The organism is Schaedlerella sp., assembly GCF_056796775.1.
Genome location: NZ_JBQIKP010000074.1, coordinates 1 through 15,868, shown reverse-complemented (window position 1 = coordinate 15,868; position 15,868 = coordinate 1). Strand labels below are relative to the sequence as shown.

General features: G+C 49.9%; 15 protein-coding genes. 5 read left to right on the top strand and 10 right to left on the bottom strand.

Annotated elements, in window-relative coordinates:
* Nucleotides 1–152 precede the first annotated feature (152 nt).
* The 3 genes from ACTOY7_RS20400 to ACTOY7_RS20390 all read left to right on the top strand — a co-directional run bounded on the left by ACTOY7_RS20400 (nucleotide 153) and on the right by ACTOY7_RS20390 (nucleotide 2,664).
* Entirely contained in the window at nucleotides 153–356 is a 204-nt protein-coding gene (locus ACTOY7_RS20400; protein WP_482671543.1) for a UPF0175 family protein, read from the top strand.
* Nucleotides 357–377: 21 nt separating this feature from the next.
* Entirely contained in the window at nucleotides 378–674 is a 297-nt protein-coding gene (locus ACTOY7_RS20395) for a PIN domain-containing protein (RefSeq protein ID WP_482671544.1), read from the top strand.
* A 715-nt stretch (nucleotides 675–1,389) separates the two neighbouring features.
* A complete protein-coding gene (locus ACTOY7_RS20390; RefSeq protein ID WP_482671545.1) occupies nucleotides 1,390–2,664 on the top strand; it encodes an ATP-binding protein in 1,275 nt (424 codons plus the stop codon).
* A gap of 130 nt (nucleotides 2,665–2,794) precedes the next feature.
* On the opposite strand, the gene ACTOY7_RS20385 is transcribed toward ACTOY7_RS20390, so the two are convergent.
* The 6 genes from ACTOY7_RS20385 to ACTOY7_RS20360 all read right to left on the bottom strand — a co-directional run bounded on the left by ACTOY7_RS20385 (nucleotide 2,795) and on the right by ACTOY7_RS20360 (nucleotide 9,300).
* Nucleotides 2,795–3,637: an SDR family oxidoreductase gene (locus tag ACTOY7_RS20385; RefSeq protein WP_016298005.1), complete on the bottom strand. Its 843-nt coding sequence runs from the start codon at nucleotides 3,635–3,637 to the stop codon at nucleotides 2,795–2,797.
* Nucleotides 3,638–3,748: 111 nt separating this feature from the next.
* The gene (gene uxaC / locus ACTOY7_RS20380) at nucleotides 3,749–5,152 is read right to left on the bottom strand and encodes a glucuronate isomerase (RefSeq protein WP_482671550.1); all 1,404 of its coding nucleotides are present in this window, start codon (nucleotides 5,150–5,152) and stop codon (nucleotides 3,749–3,751) included.
* Between the two features lie 75 nt (nucleotides 5,153–5,227).
* Entirely contained in the window at nucleotides 5,228–6,304 is a 1,077-nt protein-coding gene (gene uxuA / locus ACTOY7_RS20375; RefSeq protein ID WP_482671546.1) for a mannonate dehydratase, read from the bottom strand.
* A 160-nt stretch (nucleotides 6,305–6,464) separates the two neighbouring features.
* Nucleotides 6,465–7,766, bottom strand: a complete 1,302-nt coding sequence (locus ACTOY7_RS20370; RefSeq protein WP_300885833.1) for a TRAP transporter large permease — start codon at nucleotides 7,764–7,766, stop codon at nucleotides 6,465–6,467.
* Nucleotides 7,767–8,255 (bottom strand): TRAP transporter small permease, encoded by a 489-nt coding sequence (locus ACTOY7_RS20365; protein WP_300885832.1) that lies wholly within the window; start codon nucleotides 8,253–8,255, stop codon nucleotides 7,767–7,769.
* A 13-nt stretch (nucleotides 8,256–8,268) separates the two neighbouring features.
* Nucleotides 8,269–9,300 carry a TRAP transporter substrate-binding protein gene (locus ACTOY7_RS20360; protein WP_300885831.1) on the bottom strand — a complete coding sequence of 344 codons (1,032 nt, stop codon included), beginning with the start codon at nucleotides 9,298–9,300 and terminating at the stop codon, nucleotides 8,269–8,271.
* A gap of 438 nt (nucleotides 9,301–9,738) precedes the next feature.
* Between ACTOY7_RS20360 and ACTOY7_RS20355 the strand changes: the two genes are divergently transcribed.
* A complete protein-coding gene (locus tag ACTOY7_RS20355) occupies nucleotides 9,739–10,590 on the top strand; it encodes an AraC family transcriptional regulator (RefSeq protein WP_300885830.1) in 852 nt (283 codons plus the stop codon).
* A 52-nt stretch (nucleotides 10,591–10,642) separates the two neighbouring features.
* On the opposite strand, the gene ACTOY7_RS20350 is transcribed toward ACTOY7_RS20355, so the two are convergent.
* From ACTOY7_RS20350 to ACTOY7_RS20340, 3 genes are all read right to left on the bottom strand, one after another.
* Nucleotides 10,643–12,241: an SPFH domain-containing protein gene (locus ACTOY7_RS20350; protein ID WP_482671547.1), complete on the bottom strand. Its 1,599-nt coding sequence runs from the start codon at nucleotides 12,239–12,241 to the stop codon at nucleotides 10,643–10,645.
* Nucleotides 12,242–12,320: 79 nt separating this feature from the next.
* Nucleotides 12,321–13,241, bottom strand: coding sequence for a TPM domain-containing protein (locus ACTOY7_RS20345; protein WP_300885827.1), 921 nt, complete (start codon nucleotides 13,239–13,241; stop codon nucleotides 12,321–12,323).
* Between the two features lie 83 nt (nucleotides 13,242–13,324).
* Nucleotides 13,325–14,419 carry a TFIIB-type zinc ribbon-containing protein gene (locus ACTOY7_RS20340; RefSeq protein WP_482671548.1) on the bottom strand — a complete coding sequence of 365 codons (1,095 nt, stop codon included), beginning with the start codon at nucleotides 14,417–14,419 and terminating at the stop codon, nucleotides 13,325–13,327.
* Between the two features lie 240 nt (nucleotides 14,420–14,659).
* Here ACTOY7_RS20340 and ACTOY7_RS20335 point away from each other — a divergent pair, with 240 nt between their 5' ends.
* On the top strand, nucleotides 14,660–14,902 hold the full coding sequence (locus tag ACTOY7_RS20335) for a TIGR03905 family TSCPD domain-containing protein (RefSeq protein ID WP_160280962.1): 243 nt from the start codon (nucleotides 14,660–14,662) through the stop codon (nucleotides 14,900–14,902).
* Nucleotides 14,903–15,383: 481 nt separating this feature from the next.
* Here ACTOY7_RS20335 and ACTOY7_RS20330 read toward each other — a convergent pair whose 3' ends face one another.
* Nucleotides 15,384–15,836: a DUF6147 family protein gene (locus ACTOY7_RS20330; RefSeq protein ID WP_482672762.1), complete on the bottom strand. Its 453-nt coding sequence runs from the start codon at nucleotides 15,834–15,836 to the stop codon at nucleotides 15,384–15,386.
* Between the last annotated feature and the right edge of the window lie 32 nt (nucleotides 15,837–15,868).

The window sequence follows — 15,868 nt, the reverse complement described above, 5'->3', positions numbered from 1 at the left end:
GCAGCATAGTGTTCCAAAAGGCTGTTCTTTGATAATTGAATCATTGCCAGATATTGAATTTTCAAGGTGCATAGCTAAAATCTATGTGCGAAGTTTGAGTTAGTAAATTAATGCTCACGCGATGCCATACATCTTGATTATGGCTGAATGAGTTGGATGATAAGGTAACCATCTCCATTGTAGCAGGCCTGTTTGTGTCTGGAATTGTTACTTTAGAAAAAGCCGCAGAGCTGGCCGAAAAAAACATCTGGGATTTTATGGATTTTCTAAAAGCACATGATATTCCATGGAGCAGATACTCAGAAGAAGAAATGCAGATGGATGAACTCGCAATTGCTAATTTATCAGGGGAATAATATGAAAAGCGAAAGAGTCATATGCGAACCAGCCCAATCATAGGGCTGCTATCAATAGGAAGATTATCCCTCTTATGGGAGTTATTTGATGAAATCATTCTTCCTGATGCCGTATTCAGAGAACTCTGCGCCGGTTCATCCGTTCATCAGAAAGGGATTATTGAAATCATGGAATATGTTTCAAAAGGATATTTGAAAATCTATAAAGTAAAGAACGCCGCAGTGGTTAAAAGCATGTATGGGAAGCTTCATTTCGGCGAGTTGGAAGTAATTTATAAGCATATGTCACGCCGGACTGGTTTTTGTATTTTACAATAGCCATAGAACACTCTGGTATTGGGGCCGAAAACCACCCGATTCGGATTTCTTTTTTCCGGAATTCCGCGTCAGACGGATAAAATGTCTCATTAAAACTTAAAGTACGCCTGATCCGTAAAGAAACTTTTCCATAGATCATTTGGGAATGTCTGACAATCAATGACAGCAGCAGACCATATCCCCTGTATCGAATGCTATCCTAAATGAAAATGGGGATTCCCTTGATCCAGATGAATGATTTGTCCCATGTTTGATCTCCCTTGCCGGAACAGAGGCTCTTTAGAGCATCCAACCGTACAGTTGGAAAAATTTCCCGCCTCTTTACCAAACCGTCTTAATGTCTTTAAATAACGTATGATTTCAAAACAAAACATATTGAAGCGTCGGAGCTGTTGAAGTTAGACAGAATTTTTATTGTTACATGTCACACCCTGACCAATCACTACGCTGATTGGTCAGGAGGATGCGCATAAAAGCTGGGATTCAGGCCGTCCATTGCCGTAGGCAATTTTAAATGACGGCCTGAGTTACAGGGCACGCCTGGTCAAGGTGTGACCTGTAACTTTTTATTGACGATGTTCCAAAGTCTGGCTATAATAATACTACGGTTTAGTTTAGACGAATGCATTTATCCAAATTGCTTATACCCAAAGGGCATCCCATTATGGCCATTCGGCCGTTTCACAAAGTACTGTAATGGAAGGGAGCGATTATCATGGCATATATTAAACGAGCTGCAGAAGATACGATTACACAGATTTCTAAAATGTTTCCCGTACTGTTGGTGACCGGCCCAAGGCAGGTGGGAAAAACGACTCTGCTGCAAAGACTGGCAGAAGCGCAGCGAAGCACAGGGATAGAACGAAAATATGTAACCCTGGATGATCCTGATGTAAGATATTTGGCAAAACGTGACCCGGCGTTATTTTTACAGAGATATTCTCCTCCGGTATTGATTGATGAAATTCAGTACGCAACGGAATTGCTGCCCCATATTAAAATGAGCGTAGACCGTACCAAAAGAAAAGGCGATTTCTGGATTACGGGATCGCAGGTCTTTCGTTTGATGAAAAATGTAAGCGAAAGTCTTGCGGGACGGGTCGGCATTGTGAATTTATTGGGATTGTCCGATGCAGAAATTTATCAGGAGCCAAGTGAACCGTTCCAAACGGATGCGTCACACTTGATGAACCGTTTATCTGTAAGGACACAGAAGGGATTAAATGAAATTTACAGCAGAATTTTCAAAGGCTCCATGCCGGAGCTTTATGCAGACGAAAATGTGGACTGGGAGACCTATTACCGTTCCTATGTGAACACATACCTGCAGAGAGATATCTGCGATCTTGCACAGGTTGCCGATGAGATGCAGTTTTATAATTTCATGACGGTCGTAGCCGCACATACCTCAAAACCTGTTGTCTATGAGGAATTGGCAAATGCCGCCGGTATTTCGGCGCCAACGGCGAAAAAATGGCTGTCTATTTTGGTATCGTCCCATATTATCGCCCTTGTACAGCCATACCACAATAATGCACTGAAACGGGTTGTGAAAATGCCTCTCCTTCATTTTTTAGATACTGGTCTGGCAGCTTATCTCCTAAAATGGGGAAATCCCGAAGCATTGGAAAGAGGGGCCATGTCCGGGGTGTTCTTTGAGAGCTATGTGTTTTCAGAAATCTATAAAAGCTATCTGAACGCGGGAAAGGAGCCGCCTATCTTTTATTACAGGGATAAAGACCAGAAGGAAATTGATCTGCTGCTTTATCAAAACGGGATTCTTTCTCCGATAGAGATCAAAAAGGCAGCGTCCCCTGGCAAAACAGCAATTAAGAATTTCAACGTGTTAGAGCCCGTGATGCGCGAGGGGGCCTTCGAAGGTTTGGAATCTCTAAAAGTAGAGATCGGGACAGGAAGTGTGATCTGCATGGCAAACGACTTATTGCCTGTGGATGAAAAAAACTGGTTTGTTCCGGTTTGGTTAGTTTAGTCCCCAAGCGAGGCAGAGCGTTCGGTGCGTGCAGCGTGCCACGAGTCTTTGCGTGACTTGAAACTGCCGATACGGATCAAAACCCGTATCGGCAGTTTTCTTTTTTCAGCCATGCTTATGATTTGATTTCTCAGACTCCCGAATAAGCCGCAAACCCCGCGTCGATCGGCAGCACCACCCCTGTGATCGCGCTCGCCGCCCTGTCGTCGCACAGGAAGAACACGCCGCCCAGCAATTCCTCGCTGTCCACAAACCGCCTGGTGGGTGTCCCGTTCAGAATCTTCTCGGAACGCGCTGTCGGCGTCCCGTCCTCGTTGAACAGCAGCGCCCGGTTCTGGTTGGACACCAGGAAGCCCGGCGCGATCGCATTGCATCGGATCCCGGTTCCCGCGAAATGTGTCGCCAGCCATTGTGTAAAGTTGGAGATCGCTGCCTTCGCTCCGGAATACGCCGGAATCTTAGTCAGCGGAATATATGCGTTCATGGAGGAAATATTCAGGATGCACCCGGATTTTTTCTCCACCATGTCCTTTGCGAAAGCCTGCGTCGGGAGCAGCGTCCCCTGGAAATTCAGCTTAAACACAAAGTCCACGCCGCCCGCATCCAGATCGAAGAAAGTCTTCTGTCCTTCCTTCGCCTCATGCTGGTATTCATTGTCCGTGGTCGCCCTCGGATTATTTCCGCCCGCGCCGTTTACCAGGATGTCGCACGGCCCCAGATCCTTCAACACCTGAGCATGAACTGCCTCCAGTGCCTCTGGCTCCAGCACGTTTGCCTTATAGCCCTCGCAGATGAAGCCCTCTGCCTTACATTCCTCCGCCAGCTTCTTCACCGCGTCCTCATTCAGATCCAGCGCCGCCACCTTCGCTCCCGCCTGCGCAAATGCTTTCGCCATTGTACCGCAGAGTACGCCGCCTGCTCCTGTCACAACTACAACTTTTCCCGTAAAATCGATATTCAAAGGTAAATTCATTCTGCTCCTCCAATCTTCTTGCAGAGCATTCCTGGACTTTTCAAGAATACTCCATCATAACCTGTCCTTATCAAAAGTATGTCCGTTTCTGCTTTTATCTATCCTGAGCTCTTATGAAACTCCGAATCCAAAAAACACATTCGTATTATGAAAACAGATATCCTCCACGATCCGCGTGAGCTGCTTCTTATCCTCCGGGTACTGTCCGCTTTCCACCCATTCCCCGATCAGTTCACAGAGAATGCGCCGGAAATACTCATGCCTCGTGTAGCTTAAGAATGATCTGGAATCCGTCAGCATTCCTACAAAGCATCCCAGCATCCCATTATTTGCAAGCTCCGTGAGCTGGCTGCGCATGCTGCCGCGATTGTCATTGAACCACCAGCCGCTTCCATGCTGCACCCGGCCCACGATGCCGTCTCCCTGGAAGCATCCCGCAATCGTCACAAGGGCGGTATTGTCATTGGGATTCAGAGAATACAGGATCATCCTCGGCAGTCCCTCATTTTCCTGAAACGCGTTCAGAAGCGGAGCCACATTTTCCACGCCGGACTGGCTGTTCACCGCATCATATCCGGTATCCGGCCCCAGCTTCGCGAACTGCGGCTTATTATTGTCGCGCAGGCATCCGAAATGGATCTGCATCACCCAGCCCAACTCCGTATATTTTTTCGCGCAGGCAATGGTCGCCAGCGTCTTGTATGCATCCGCATCCGCTTTTTCCGGGCGATCACCCTTCATTGCCGCCGCAAATGCAGCCTCAGCCCGCTCTGGATCCGGCTTCTCATACATACAGTAGTCCAGTCCGTGATCTGCGCACAGACAGCCATGCTCCGCAAAGTAATCAATTCTGGCCAGGAGCGCTTTCACCGCGTCCCCGGCACTGCGGATTTCGAACCCGCAGACTGACGACAGCTTTCCGATATATTCCGCAAAGCCCGCTTTTTCAATATTGATCCCCTTATCCGGGCGGAACGCAGGCAGCACCTTGATCTCCATCGTCTCGTCCGCCGCGATCACGTCATGCCAGTGCAGATCATCGCAGGGATCGTCCGTGGTGCAGATCGCTTTCACATTGAATTTGCGCATCAGCTCCCGGGCCGATACATGCGCCAGCACCTCATTACATTTGTCATAGATCTCATCTGCGTTCTCTTCCGTCAAAGGCTCTGTGATCCCGAATACGCGCCGCAGCTCCAGATGGCTCCAGTGATACATGGGATTCCCGATCAGCCGGGGCAGTACGGACGCAAACGCCCGGAACTTTTCCCGCGGATCCGCGTCCCCGGTAATGATCTCTTCCGGAATCCCGCCGAACCGCATCTGCCTCCATTTATAATGGTCGCCGCCCAGCCAGACCTGCGTGATATTGTCAAACTTCCTGTCCTCTGCGATCTCCTGCGGATTGATATGGCAGTGGTAGTCGATGATTGGCATATGCTCCGCCGCCTCATGATAAAGCCATTTTGCCGTATCCGTGGACAGCAGAAAATCCTGATCCATAAATTTTTTCATCATGCCCTCCTTTTCGTTACTGTTCCCGATGCCCTGAGCCCGGGCATCGTCAAGGCTTCTTGACCTGCCTCGCGATTACTTCGCTACTTTCCCTTCGGTCCGCTCCAGCATGTCCCAGCAGCCCCACAGGTACATGATCCCCAGAGCCCGGTCATACAGCCCATACCCCGGCCGGCACTTCTCGCCCCAGATATGCCGCCCGTGGTCCGGACGCACATAGCCGGTATAGCCGCAGTCATGGTAAGCCCTTACGATCTCCAGGATTCCCGTATCCCCGTCGCAGTCCCGGTGGGAAGCCTCGGTAAAGTCCCCGTTGGGATAATGGCGCACGTTTCGGATATGCGCAAACGCGATCCGGTCGCAGTAAGTACGCACAATATCCGCCACATTATTTTCCTTATTCGCGCCCAAAGACCCGGAGCACAGACAAAGGCAGTTGTACTCGTCGTCCACCATACTCAGAAACCGCCCGATGGACTCTTTGTCGCAGAGCAGACGCGGAATCCCGAAAATATCCCACGGCGGATCATCCTGATGGATCGCCATCTTGATCCCTGTCTCGTGGCAGGTCGGCATGATCGCTTCCAGGAAATATTTCAGGTTTTCCCACAGCTTTTCCTTGGTCACCGGGCGGTATGCCTCGAACAGTTCATCCAGCTTCGCCATCCGCTCCGGCTCCCATCCCGGAAATGTCATTCCGCGCAGGTTGTTCAGGATGTAATCTGCCATTTCCTTATAGTCATCCTGGATCCGGTTCTTCTCGTAGAACAGCGCCGTTGAGCCGTCCTCCAGCGGATGGAACAGATCTGTCCTTGTCCAGTCAAAAATGGGCATAAAGTTGTAAGTCACAACCTTCACGCCGAACTTCGCCAGATTGCGCAGCGTGGTCTTATAGTTTTCGATATACTGGTCTCTGGTAGGAAGCCCGATCTTGATATCGTCATGCACGTTCACACTCTCTACCACGTCCATGTTGAAGCCCGCGCCCTCGATCTGGCGTCTTGCCTCCTCGATCTCTTCCACCTCCCAGACCTCTCCGGCCTGCTTGTCATGCAACGCCCAGACCAGTCCGGTCACTCCCGGGATCTGTTTGATCATCTCTGGAGTGATGCTGTCGTTTCCCTCGCCGTACCAGCGAAATGTCATTTGCATAATGTTGTCCTCCTTTATTTTCAGGAATTGCCGCAAGCAGCTCCTTGCAGTATTCCCTGTTTACTTTGCCCGGGGCGCAAATTTTTATAAAGTATGCGTCCTGACCCGCGCCCGTGCCGAAACGCGGCTGCGGCAGCAGCCATTTTCCCGCACCGCCCGTTTATATGAGTCCCGCCGCCGTCGGCAGCCCGATGCTCAGGAACGGAATATATGTCACTAACAGCAGCCCGATCAGGATCGCGACATAATACCAGAGCATGTACGGTATCGTCTTGGCCAGCGTGGTATTTCCGACTTTGATCGATACGAACAGCGTATTGCCGACCGGTGGAGTAATATTTCCGATACACAGGTTGTACACAAGGATCAGCCCAAAATGTACCGGATGCATGCCGAATGTCTTTACAATAGGCAAAAACAGCGGTGTAAAGATCAGTATCGCCGGAGTCACGTCCATGAATGTCCCTGCGATCAGCAGAATTACATTCATGATCAGCAGGATCAGGAAATAATTATCCGTCAGCCCCAGCAATGCCGCGGAAACCGCCTGCGGGATCTGCAGAAATGCCATCACCCAGCCCAGGATATTGGATACCCCGATCAAGAATACCACCATACCGCTCATTTTTGCACTGCTCACTACGATATCCCAAAAGGATTTGAGCGTGATATTGCGGTAAAAAATTCCAAGCACAAGCGCATAAACTACTGCGATCGCGGAACCCTCCGTAGCGGTAAATACACCTGCAACGATCCCGCCGATCACGATAACGATCAGCGACAGAGCCGGCAGCGCGCGGACCGTCGCGGCGCCCAGGTTCTTCCAGTCATATTTTCCCTCCGAGCCTTTGTAGCCCTTCCGTTTCGCAAGGATCACCCCTACGATGATACAGCACAGCGCCCACAGGAATCCCGGAACATATCCTCCCAGGAACAACGCCGCCACAGACGTTCCTCCGGATGCAAGAGAATATGTAATTAATGCATTGGAGGGCGGGATCAGCAGGCCGGACGGAGCCGATGCCCCATTGGTCGCCGCACACAATGCCGGATCATATCCCAGATCTTCTTCGCCTTCTTTTACCATGCTCCCTACTGCCGCTGCCGCCGCAGACGCGGAGCCTGAGATTGCGCCGAACAGGGCGTTGGCCCCGGCATTGGTCACCAGAAGCGCTCCCGGCAGCTTACCCAGGATCGCCATTACAAAATCAACCAGGCGCTTTGCGATTCCACCCTGATTCATCAGGTTGCCTGCCAGTATAAAAAACGGGATTGCCGTCAGGCTGAATTTGCTCATTCCCACAAAAGTCCTCTGCGCGGCAGTGACCACCGACACGTCCAACGGCACCGTCTGCAGGATCGCGACCAGGGCCGAGATCCCGATAGAATATGCGATCGGAACGCCCAGGGCCAGCAAGAGCAGCAGCACAACAAGAATTATAACCAGCGATTGGATTGCCATTTATACCGCCTCCTTTTCTTCTGTACGGCCCTGTATGATATTGATGATATTCAGGACCGTATAAATCATATTCAAGACTCCGCAGAGCGGCAGCACGATGTAGAAAATACCGATCGGAACGCCCAGCGAAGAGGTCATCTGTCCCATAGCCAGTGTTGTGATCTGGGCTCCGCCGAATACCAGAATGATTGCGGAAAACAGAAACGCGATCACTTCCCCAAGGCAGTTCAGCAGCTTCTGTATCGGCTCGCTGAACCGTTCCACAATGATCGGTATATTCATGTGCCCGCGCTCGCATGTGACCAGCGACGCCCCCAGCAGACTCATCCACGCGAACAGGTATCCCACCAGCTCTTCCGACCATGTAGACGGGTTCTGCAGGACATATCTGGTCAATACCTGCCAGCAGGTCAGAAGTACCATGGCAAGAAAGCTGATTCCTGCCAGTCCGTTTAATATACGGGTTATCCCATTACGAAATGTATTCATCAATCCGCACCTCCTACTCTGCTTCCGACGGATATTCGGCATTGTATTCCTGGATCCTGTCATAGATCGAAGTCAGATCCGGATACTTCTGCAGCATGTCCGCATGCATTGGTTCACATATTTCCTGGAATGGCTTTGTATCCGGGTACAGGAAAGTGACTCCCTGCTCGTTCTCCGCCTTTTCCTTCGCCGCTTCCACAGCCTTCACCCATTCCTCGCGCTCCACGCTGTTGACCAGCTCGAAGCCCTCTTCAAATATTTCCCTCTCCTCTTCCGGCAGCTCATTCAGAAACGCGCAGTTTCCGATCAGAATATCCGGGATCATCTGGTGCATATCATAAGAATAATATTTGCACACATCCCCGTGGCCGTTGGAGGTCAGCGCCATCTCATTATTTTCCGCCCCGTCAATGACCTTGGACTGGAGCGCGGTATACACATCCCCAAATCCCATCGGCGTAGCCGAACCGCCCAGCAGGCTCATCATCTCTACATTTGTGGGCGACTGCTGCACACGGATCTTGAGCCCCTTCAGATCAGCCGGAGCCTGAATCTCCGTTGATACCGTATAAAAATTACGGGTTCCCGCGTCAATCCATGTGACTGCCTCAAAGCCTGCCTGCTTCGTGGATTCGAAGATCGGCTCCACGATCTCCGGATCGTCCATGGAATGATGGTACGCCTCCGCAGACGCAAACAAATAGGGCAGGTTGAACAGTGTATAATTTTGTGAAAATGTTTCCAATATAGAATTACTTGCCACACAGAAGTCGATCGCTCCCGTCTGGGTCAGCTGAACCATGTCTGTCTGGGAACCAAGCAGCTCGCTCGGATAGACTTCTACGTTATATTTATCTCCCAGTTTTTCCTCGATATACTCTTCAAAGGCCATTAGCGCGATATTGGTTGGATGGTCTGTAGCCTGATTATGCCCGATCCGGATGATCTGCCTCTTGTCTCCCCCACCTGCACCGCAGCCGGAAAGCGCTGCTGCCACGAGTCCTGTGCTGACAAGCACAGCAAGCACTCTGCGACATTGTCTCATATTTTACTTCCTCCTTTTTTATTTTTGTAACTTTAGAACAGACGATTCATCTGTGATCTTCTGTTCCGGAGCATTATTTTTTGTAATTTTGGAACAGCCGATCCATCTGTGATTTTCTGTTCCGGAGCATTATTTTTTGTAATTTTAGAACAGCCGATCCATCTGTGATCTTCTGTTCCGGAGCATTACACTTTTGTAACAAAACGCGTCTGCCGGCATAGACATTGCTGATTGGAACGCCGTCCGCTCCATGCTCTGCGCTTCTGCGATCCGGGCTTTTTCAGCAACTGTTCTGTTGATATATATAGTATATCAAACCGCTGTTTTTTTTACGTGGTAGTTACTGCTTGAAACCTGGTAAATATTGCCATATAATATTAGTACAAAGAGGCGCTTTTGTGTATATTAACTAATTTCAGAAAGGTATTTTTGTAAACAATGTACAAAGAACAATTTAATCCAAGCCAGATTATGACGGAACGCTACTACGAATTTCACCACAGTTACAACGAGGACCCTCCTGTAGTCGAATTTCACCAGCATCCTTTTTATGAGATTTTTTTCTTTTTATCCGGAAATGTAACGTATATTATAGAAGGACGAAGCTACAAGCTCCGCCCGGGAGATATCCTGTTGACCAGCAGCTCCGACATTCACCGCCCCGACATCCGCCCCGGCAGACCCTACGAGCGGATCGTGATCTGGCTGGCGGACGATTTTTTTGAGCGGCTGCAGGATTTTTTTGATGAAGACTTTACTGCCTGCTTTACGGACGCCGCCCTCAAGGATTATCGTCTGATCCGGCCTGACAGCCAGAATATCGCCCATTTAAAGCAGCTCTGCAACGAGATGTCCAAAGCCAAGCACAGCAGCGAGATGGGAAGCCTGGCCCTGACCTCCGCATACCTGACGGAATTTCTGGTATACGTCAGCCGGGCCTACTACGATGCCCCCGATTCGGTCAAGAATGACATTACGGAAAATGAAAAGATCAATCAGATCATTACCTATATCAATGAAAATCTGACCGAAGAATTATCCTTAGATCAGCTTGCCGCCGGATTTTACACCAGTAAATATTACCTCAGTCGACAGTTCAAGCAGTTTACCGGATTATCCCTGTATCAGTATATTATGAAAAAGCGACTCATCTCTGCCCGGAATATGCTGAAAGCAGGCAGTCCTGTGATGGATGCCTGCCTCTGCTGCGGTTTCAGCGATTACTCCAACTTCCTGAAAGCCTTTAAACGGGAATTCGGACAGAGTCCGAGCAAATATTCCAGGGGATAGTCTTATATATGAAGGAACTGTGGAAAAATAATCTTGCTGTTTTGCGCGGTTCCTAAGCTTTGATATCCCCGTCGTCAAACGGATCGCCGCATTCCGGACAGAATTTCGGCGGTTTCGCTGGGTCTTCCGGCTCCCATCCGCATTTGTCACATTTGTACTGCGGAACTCCTGCCGGTTTCGGGCGGCCGCATTCGGAACAGAATTTTCCTTTATTCACCGTGCCGCAGGCACAGATCCAGCCATCCGCCGCAAGTTTGGGCGCTCCGCACTCCGTACAGAACTTCCCGGTGTTTCCTGCTTTTCCGCAGGAGCAGATCCAGCCTGACGCGGCGGATGCCTCGCTTGGCACGTCGCCGGATGGCTGCTGCCGGGGTTGATTTTCCTGCCCTGTATGCATACCGCCCGATGGTTGTTGATTCGGCTGACCCGCATACGCGCCATCCTGCGCTGACTGTCTCACATGTGCGCTATCCTGCGACGACTGTCCCACATGCGCGCTATCCTGCGACGATTGTCCCACTTGTGCGCTATCCTGCGACGATTGTCCCACATGCGCGCTATCCTGCGACGACTGTCCCACATGCGCACTATCCTGCGACGACTGTCCCACATAGGTGCCGCCCGGCATCGGCTGATTCGGCTGCTGCCTTCCCATCTCATACAGTCCTTGTATCCCTGCGCCTCCGGCCTGCTGCGCCATACCCATTCCCATAAATCCGGTCATCGCGCCGGCCGTGTTTGCCGCAGCCGTACGCATGGCGTCCGCCTGCGCCCCGGCCAGCGTTGCCGCAGCCATCCCCGGATCCCGCATCACTGCGGATTTCTGGAGCTGCTTGATCATGTCCTCATCCTCTTTGGGCGCAGTCACGCTGTTCATCCCGAAGGAGTAGATCTGGATTCCCCGAAGCTCCGTCCATTTCTTAGACAGCACCTCATTCAGAGCGTCCGAAAGCTCCATCGTATGCCCCGGCAAGGCACTGTAACGGATGCCCATCTCCGAAATCCTCGCAAACGCAGGCTGCAGCGCAGTCAATAATTCCGATTTCAGCATAGAATCAATCTGATCCCTGGTATACACATTTCCCACATTTCCGCAGACATTTGCATAGAACGCCATCGGGTTCACGATCCGGTAAGAGTATTCTCCATTGCAGCGGATGGAAATATCCACATCCAGTCCGATATTCCGATCCACCACCCGAAACGGTACCGGATTCGGCGTACCATATTTATTTCCCGGTATCTCTTTAATATTCACATAATAGACCCGCTGATTTTTCCCTGCGCCCCCGCCGAACTGAAAACGCTCCCAAGCCTCCTTCGCAATCCCTCTCAGCCCTTCCATAAATGAACCGCCGAACACCGACGGGCTCGTGCCCATGTCGTAGGTATACGCTCCCGGCTCCGCGCACGCGTCCATCACCCTGCCGTCTTCCACGATGATCATACACTGGCCGTCCGCCACCGCAATATGCGAACCGTCGGTAATGATGTTGTCATCGCCCCTCCGGTTGGAGGAACGCCCCGACACATTCCGCACGCCTCTCGCCACCAACACATCCGCATCCAGAGCATCACAGTAAAAATATTCCTTCCACTGATCCGCCAGTGTCCCTCTGACCGCATTCGATGCCGCTCTTATCAATCCCATAATGTTCTCCTTTCCGCAAATGCCTTTCATTTTATGTTCTTTATAATCTTATTAGATAAATGTCGATCTGAAATCGCTCTCAGAACTTCCCGCTGGTCCCCGAGCTGTCCGAACGCATGCTTCCGCTCCCGCCGGAAGAATGCTGTTCCGGTTTCTTCGTCCGGCTGACCGTATGATACAGGAACAGATCCGACCGATTCGACAGATAAAAGCTCCCTGCCTTCAGATATTCCATTGCGCCATTCTGACGTACCCTGGTATTCATCCCTTTCCTCCAGGCGATCACAACTGCCGCAGAGATTCCCAGCGACAGCAGAAATGACACTCCAAGGATCACCGGAAGTCTCCATCCTTCCCGATATCGATGCCGCTCCGTATAAGGCGTTCCCTCCTCTGCCGCCGCCAGATAATCATCCGCAATCGACAGATATCCGGAAAATGCCTCATAAAATTCTCCGTCCGACAGATCATCCAGGATCAAGCTTCCCAGCCGTTCCCTTGCATATGTAGAAAATGCTTCCTGCGCAGAGCCGAATCCCACCAGCCCCCAGTCGCGCTCCGCCATACTGATTGCCAGCATCACGCCGCTACCGTCACAGTCCGCTCCCAGGTCATACTGGGAAAATATCCGTCTCTGCCAGTCCTTAATATCTCCCCCGCCAAAATTCGGCGTAGTCACAATGTAGACCCCTGTGCCGTATATTTTGAACAAGCGCCTGCATTCTGACTCCAGCGCCTTTTCCTCATCCGAGGTCAAAAGCCCCGCGTCATCCTGCACCCAGCCGTCAAAGTAAGGAGCCTGATCTGCCGCAGCATCCCAGGACCATCCTTCTGTATCCGATATTTTATCTGCAGCCGCCGCTTCCGGCAGATTCCCCGGATCCAGGACGGATACACAGACCAACAGCAGCATAATTGCTGTTTTACACACTGCATTCTTCCATTTTGTACCGCAGCCCCGCAAAGCCTCCTCCTTACATATTCTCTTACGTATTCTCATATATCGTTTCTTACATGATCTCTTTCCTATCTTCCTCACAGCTCCTCTCTCCATCCCATCCGCATGTCTATCACATTGCATCATCACAGCACACCCCCGAACAATAAGATTCCAAGGATGGAGCAAATCGCCGTCCCAATCGCCGTGAATCCGCATAAATATTTCCAAAACGCGCCCCGATCCACCGGCAGCTCCCCGACCATCTTTCCCGTCTGCCCGTTGATCGCAAACTGATACTTCTTTCCGTTATAAACCGTCTCAAACATCCAGACCGGGAGCAATGCATAATGCACCTTTCCGTTTTTTGCGTCCAGATACCGATGCTTCACTGTCACCGTATCATACCCGCTGACCGTGCCGCGCATGACCTGCTCCGCGCTCCGGTACAGCCGCTCCTTCGCCCTGCCCTCTGCAGCCTTTGCGTCCACATCATATTTGTCCGTCTCATATCCCGCAAGATATGCCGGATTAAATTCCGTCAAGGCACCGTAATCAAAGGGCTCAATGGATTCCGTCGTGTCATCGTCCATCTCCGTACTCCCATCCACAGGCACATGGTAAAATTCCATTCCCCCCGCCCGGTTCACCAGATAATAGGACGTCTCCAGATAATCATATTCCGAATCGCTCCACGCCCTGGTTCTCGTTGCATTAAAGCTCATCTCCGCACTTGCATCACAGTCAAACAGCCAATAAGGCACATAATACCCTTTCAGATTTTTCAAATAGCTCCTATCCCGAAAATTTTTCGGAAGCAGACGCTTTCCCCTGCAAAAATTCTCCAGCATCTGCCGCGCCTGATCTCCCTTGATCTGGAACGGGATCATCACATCCGGTTCATATTCCCCCGATGCGGACGCCCGGATCACGACCACATTATCACAATAGGGACAGGTCGTGCTGACCGTGTTCTCATCCGCCCCAATCTCCGCCCCGCAGGAAGGGCAGATATACTTCCCGTCCTCCGTCCGCTTGGCTCCCTGGGCTTCCCTCTGGTATTCCCAGTTCAGCTCCTGTTCCTCTTCTCTTCCGCTGCCCCGTTCTTCCTCCTGCTCATACTGCCGCAGAGTTTCCAGGTCATATTCATTGCCGCAGCTTGCGCAGGACAGCTTCTGCGCCCCCGGCGAAAACCGAAGCGCCGCCCCGCAGCAGGGACATTTATATTGTACAAAATCCATATTGATCTCCTTTTTCTTCCAATTTTTCAAATGTAAGAGTGCGTCAGCGCACAAATGGTTCTATTTCTATGTCATACTAATATCATTATATATGATGCTTTTAGCAATAGCAAAACATTTTTCCGCTTACGATTATTTAGATTAGGCTTTTCAAATGGAAAATATCTGTTATAATGGAAACATGGTATTTTTGCCCGCCCGCAGAAAGGGCGATCTTAAAAACAAAGGAGGCTGACAGATATGCAGTTCAAACCCAAGGGAGTATGTTCGCAGTTGATTCAGTTTGACATTGAGAATAATAAAATACGAAACGTTGGTTTTGTCGGCGGGTGTAGCGGAAACCTGCAGGGAATCTCCCGCCTGGTTGAAGGCATGGACGTAGATGAAGCAATCTCCCGCATTGAAGGAATCCATTGCGGCTACAAATCCACATCCTGCCCAGATCAGCTTGCAAAAGCGCTAAAAGAAGCAACCGGAAAATAACTTCCGGCTGCTTTTGAGTGAATGCCTTTAGATTTTAATTTCCAATTTGGTTATTCTGATATTTTTTCATCGGTATAACCGATGGTCACCGCACGCTTCTCAACGCACTATTTGTTTTGAACAGTAACTAGTATAACTCACGATAATTACCGCCACCTTACACGCAGGATAAATTTTCATGTGCAAGGGAACTGAATGAGGCGATGCCGGTAGCATCGTCGATTGAAGCTGACGCAGCAGATGAAAATTTAGACAAGTGAAAGGTGTGGATAATTATCGTGGGTTATACTAGATAATCACATTCTCCTTTGAGCAATGAGAGCAGCCACCGATATGTATCGCATTTAAGTTAGTGGCGCTTCTATGGTACAGGCAAACCTATTCTCTTTCTTATTTTATTCTAAGTTAATGGGTTACTCTGCAAAAATACAACACGGTGGCTGCTCTCATTGCTCAAAAGGTACTGACGGGTTACGTGGGGTTATGGGATCCAGATTCCATTGGTTGCAGAAATCGCTTCATCATAAAACTCTTCGTCGTCATTTCCCGCAAAATGGTCACAATGTACTCTGTAAAAATATCCTCTATCTACTTTTAATGTCTTTGTTGAAATAATATAATAAGTATCACGCGCTTCTTCTACTCTAGCATCTATTTGTCCCCATAATCCATCAGATTCATCATATCTATCAACATATACCAAAACAGCCACAAAATCGACATCGTGATTCGCTGTTGTCTGACCATACGTATAAATTCTCCCATTCCCAGTCTTTGAAATAATACTATCACCAGTCATTAAATGCTCTCCTCTTAGCATCTTATTTTCTGATGTTCCGTGAGAATAGTCTTCATAGGTCAAATGAGAACCATCTACTATATTTTCATCTATATTCGCCTCAGCATTGACATCTACAGATGTAACATAGAGCATATTCATAAACCCAAGCATAAAACATATTAATA

Excerpts from the sequence above, each read along its gene's own strand:
- ACTOY7_RS20355 (WP_300885830.1), top strand. The coding sequence starts at position 9,739 with ATGTACAAAGAACAATTTAATCCAAGCCAGATTATGACGGAACGCTAC.
- ACTOY7_RS20340 (WP_482671548.1), bottom strand. The coding sequence starts at position 14,419 with ATGGATTTTGTACAATATAAATGTCCCTGCTGCGGGGCGGCGCTTCGG.
- ACTOY7_RS20350 (WP_482671547.1), bottom strand. The coding sequence starts at position 12,241 with ATGGGATTGATAAGAGCGGCATCGAATGCGGTCAGAGGGACACTGGCG.
- ACTOY7_RS20385 (WP_016298005.1), bottom strand. The coding sequence starts at position 3,637 with ATGAATTTACCTTTGAATATCGATTTTACGGGAAAAGTTGTAGTTGTG.
- ACTOY7_RS20330 (WP_482672762.1), bottom strand. The coding sequence starts at position 15,836 with ATGCTCTATGTTACATCTGTAGATGTCAATGCTGAGGCGAATATAGAT.
- uxuA (WP_482671546.1), bottom strand. The coding sequence starts at position 6,304 with ATGCAAATGACATTTCGCTGGTACGGCGAGGGAAACGACAGCATCACT.
- ACTOY7_RS20360 (WP_300885831.1), bottom strand. The coding sequence starts at position 9,300 with ATGAGACAATGTCGCAGAGTGCTTGCTGTGCTTGTCAGCACAGGACTC.
- ACTOY7_RS20345 (WP_300885827.1), bottom strand. The coding sequence starts at position 13,241 with ATGAGAATACGTAAGAGAATATGTAAGGAGGAGGCTTTGCGGGGCTGC.
- uxaC (WP_482671550.1), bottom strand. The coding sequence starts at position 5,152 with ATGAAAAAATTTATGGATCAGGATTTTCTGCTGTCCACGGATACGGCA.
- ACTOY7_RS20370 (WP_300885833.1), bottom strand. The coding sequence starts at position 7,766 with ATGGCAATCCAATCGCTGGTTATAATTCTTGTTGTGCTGCTGCTCTTG.
- ACTOY7_RS20395 (WP_482671544.1), top strand. The coding sequence starts at position 378 with ATGCGAACCAGCCCAATCATAGGGCTGCTATCAATAGGAAGATTATCC.
- ACTOY7_RS20365 (WP_300885832.1), bottom strand. The coding sequence starts at position 8,255 with ATGAATACATTTCGTAATGGGATAACCCGTATATTAAACGGACTGGCA.
- ACTOY7_RS20335 (WP_160280962.1), top strand. The coding sequence starts at position 14,660 with ATGCAGTTCAAACCCAAGGGAGTATGTTCGCAGTTGATTCAGTTTGAC.
- ACTOY7_RS20390 (WP_482671545.1), top strand. The coding sequence starts at position 1,390 with ATGGCATATATTAAACGAGCTGCAGAAGATACGATTACACAGATTTCT.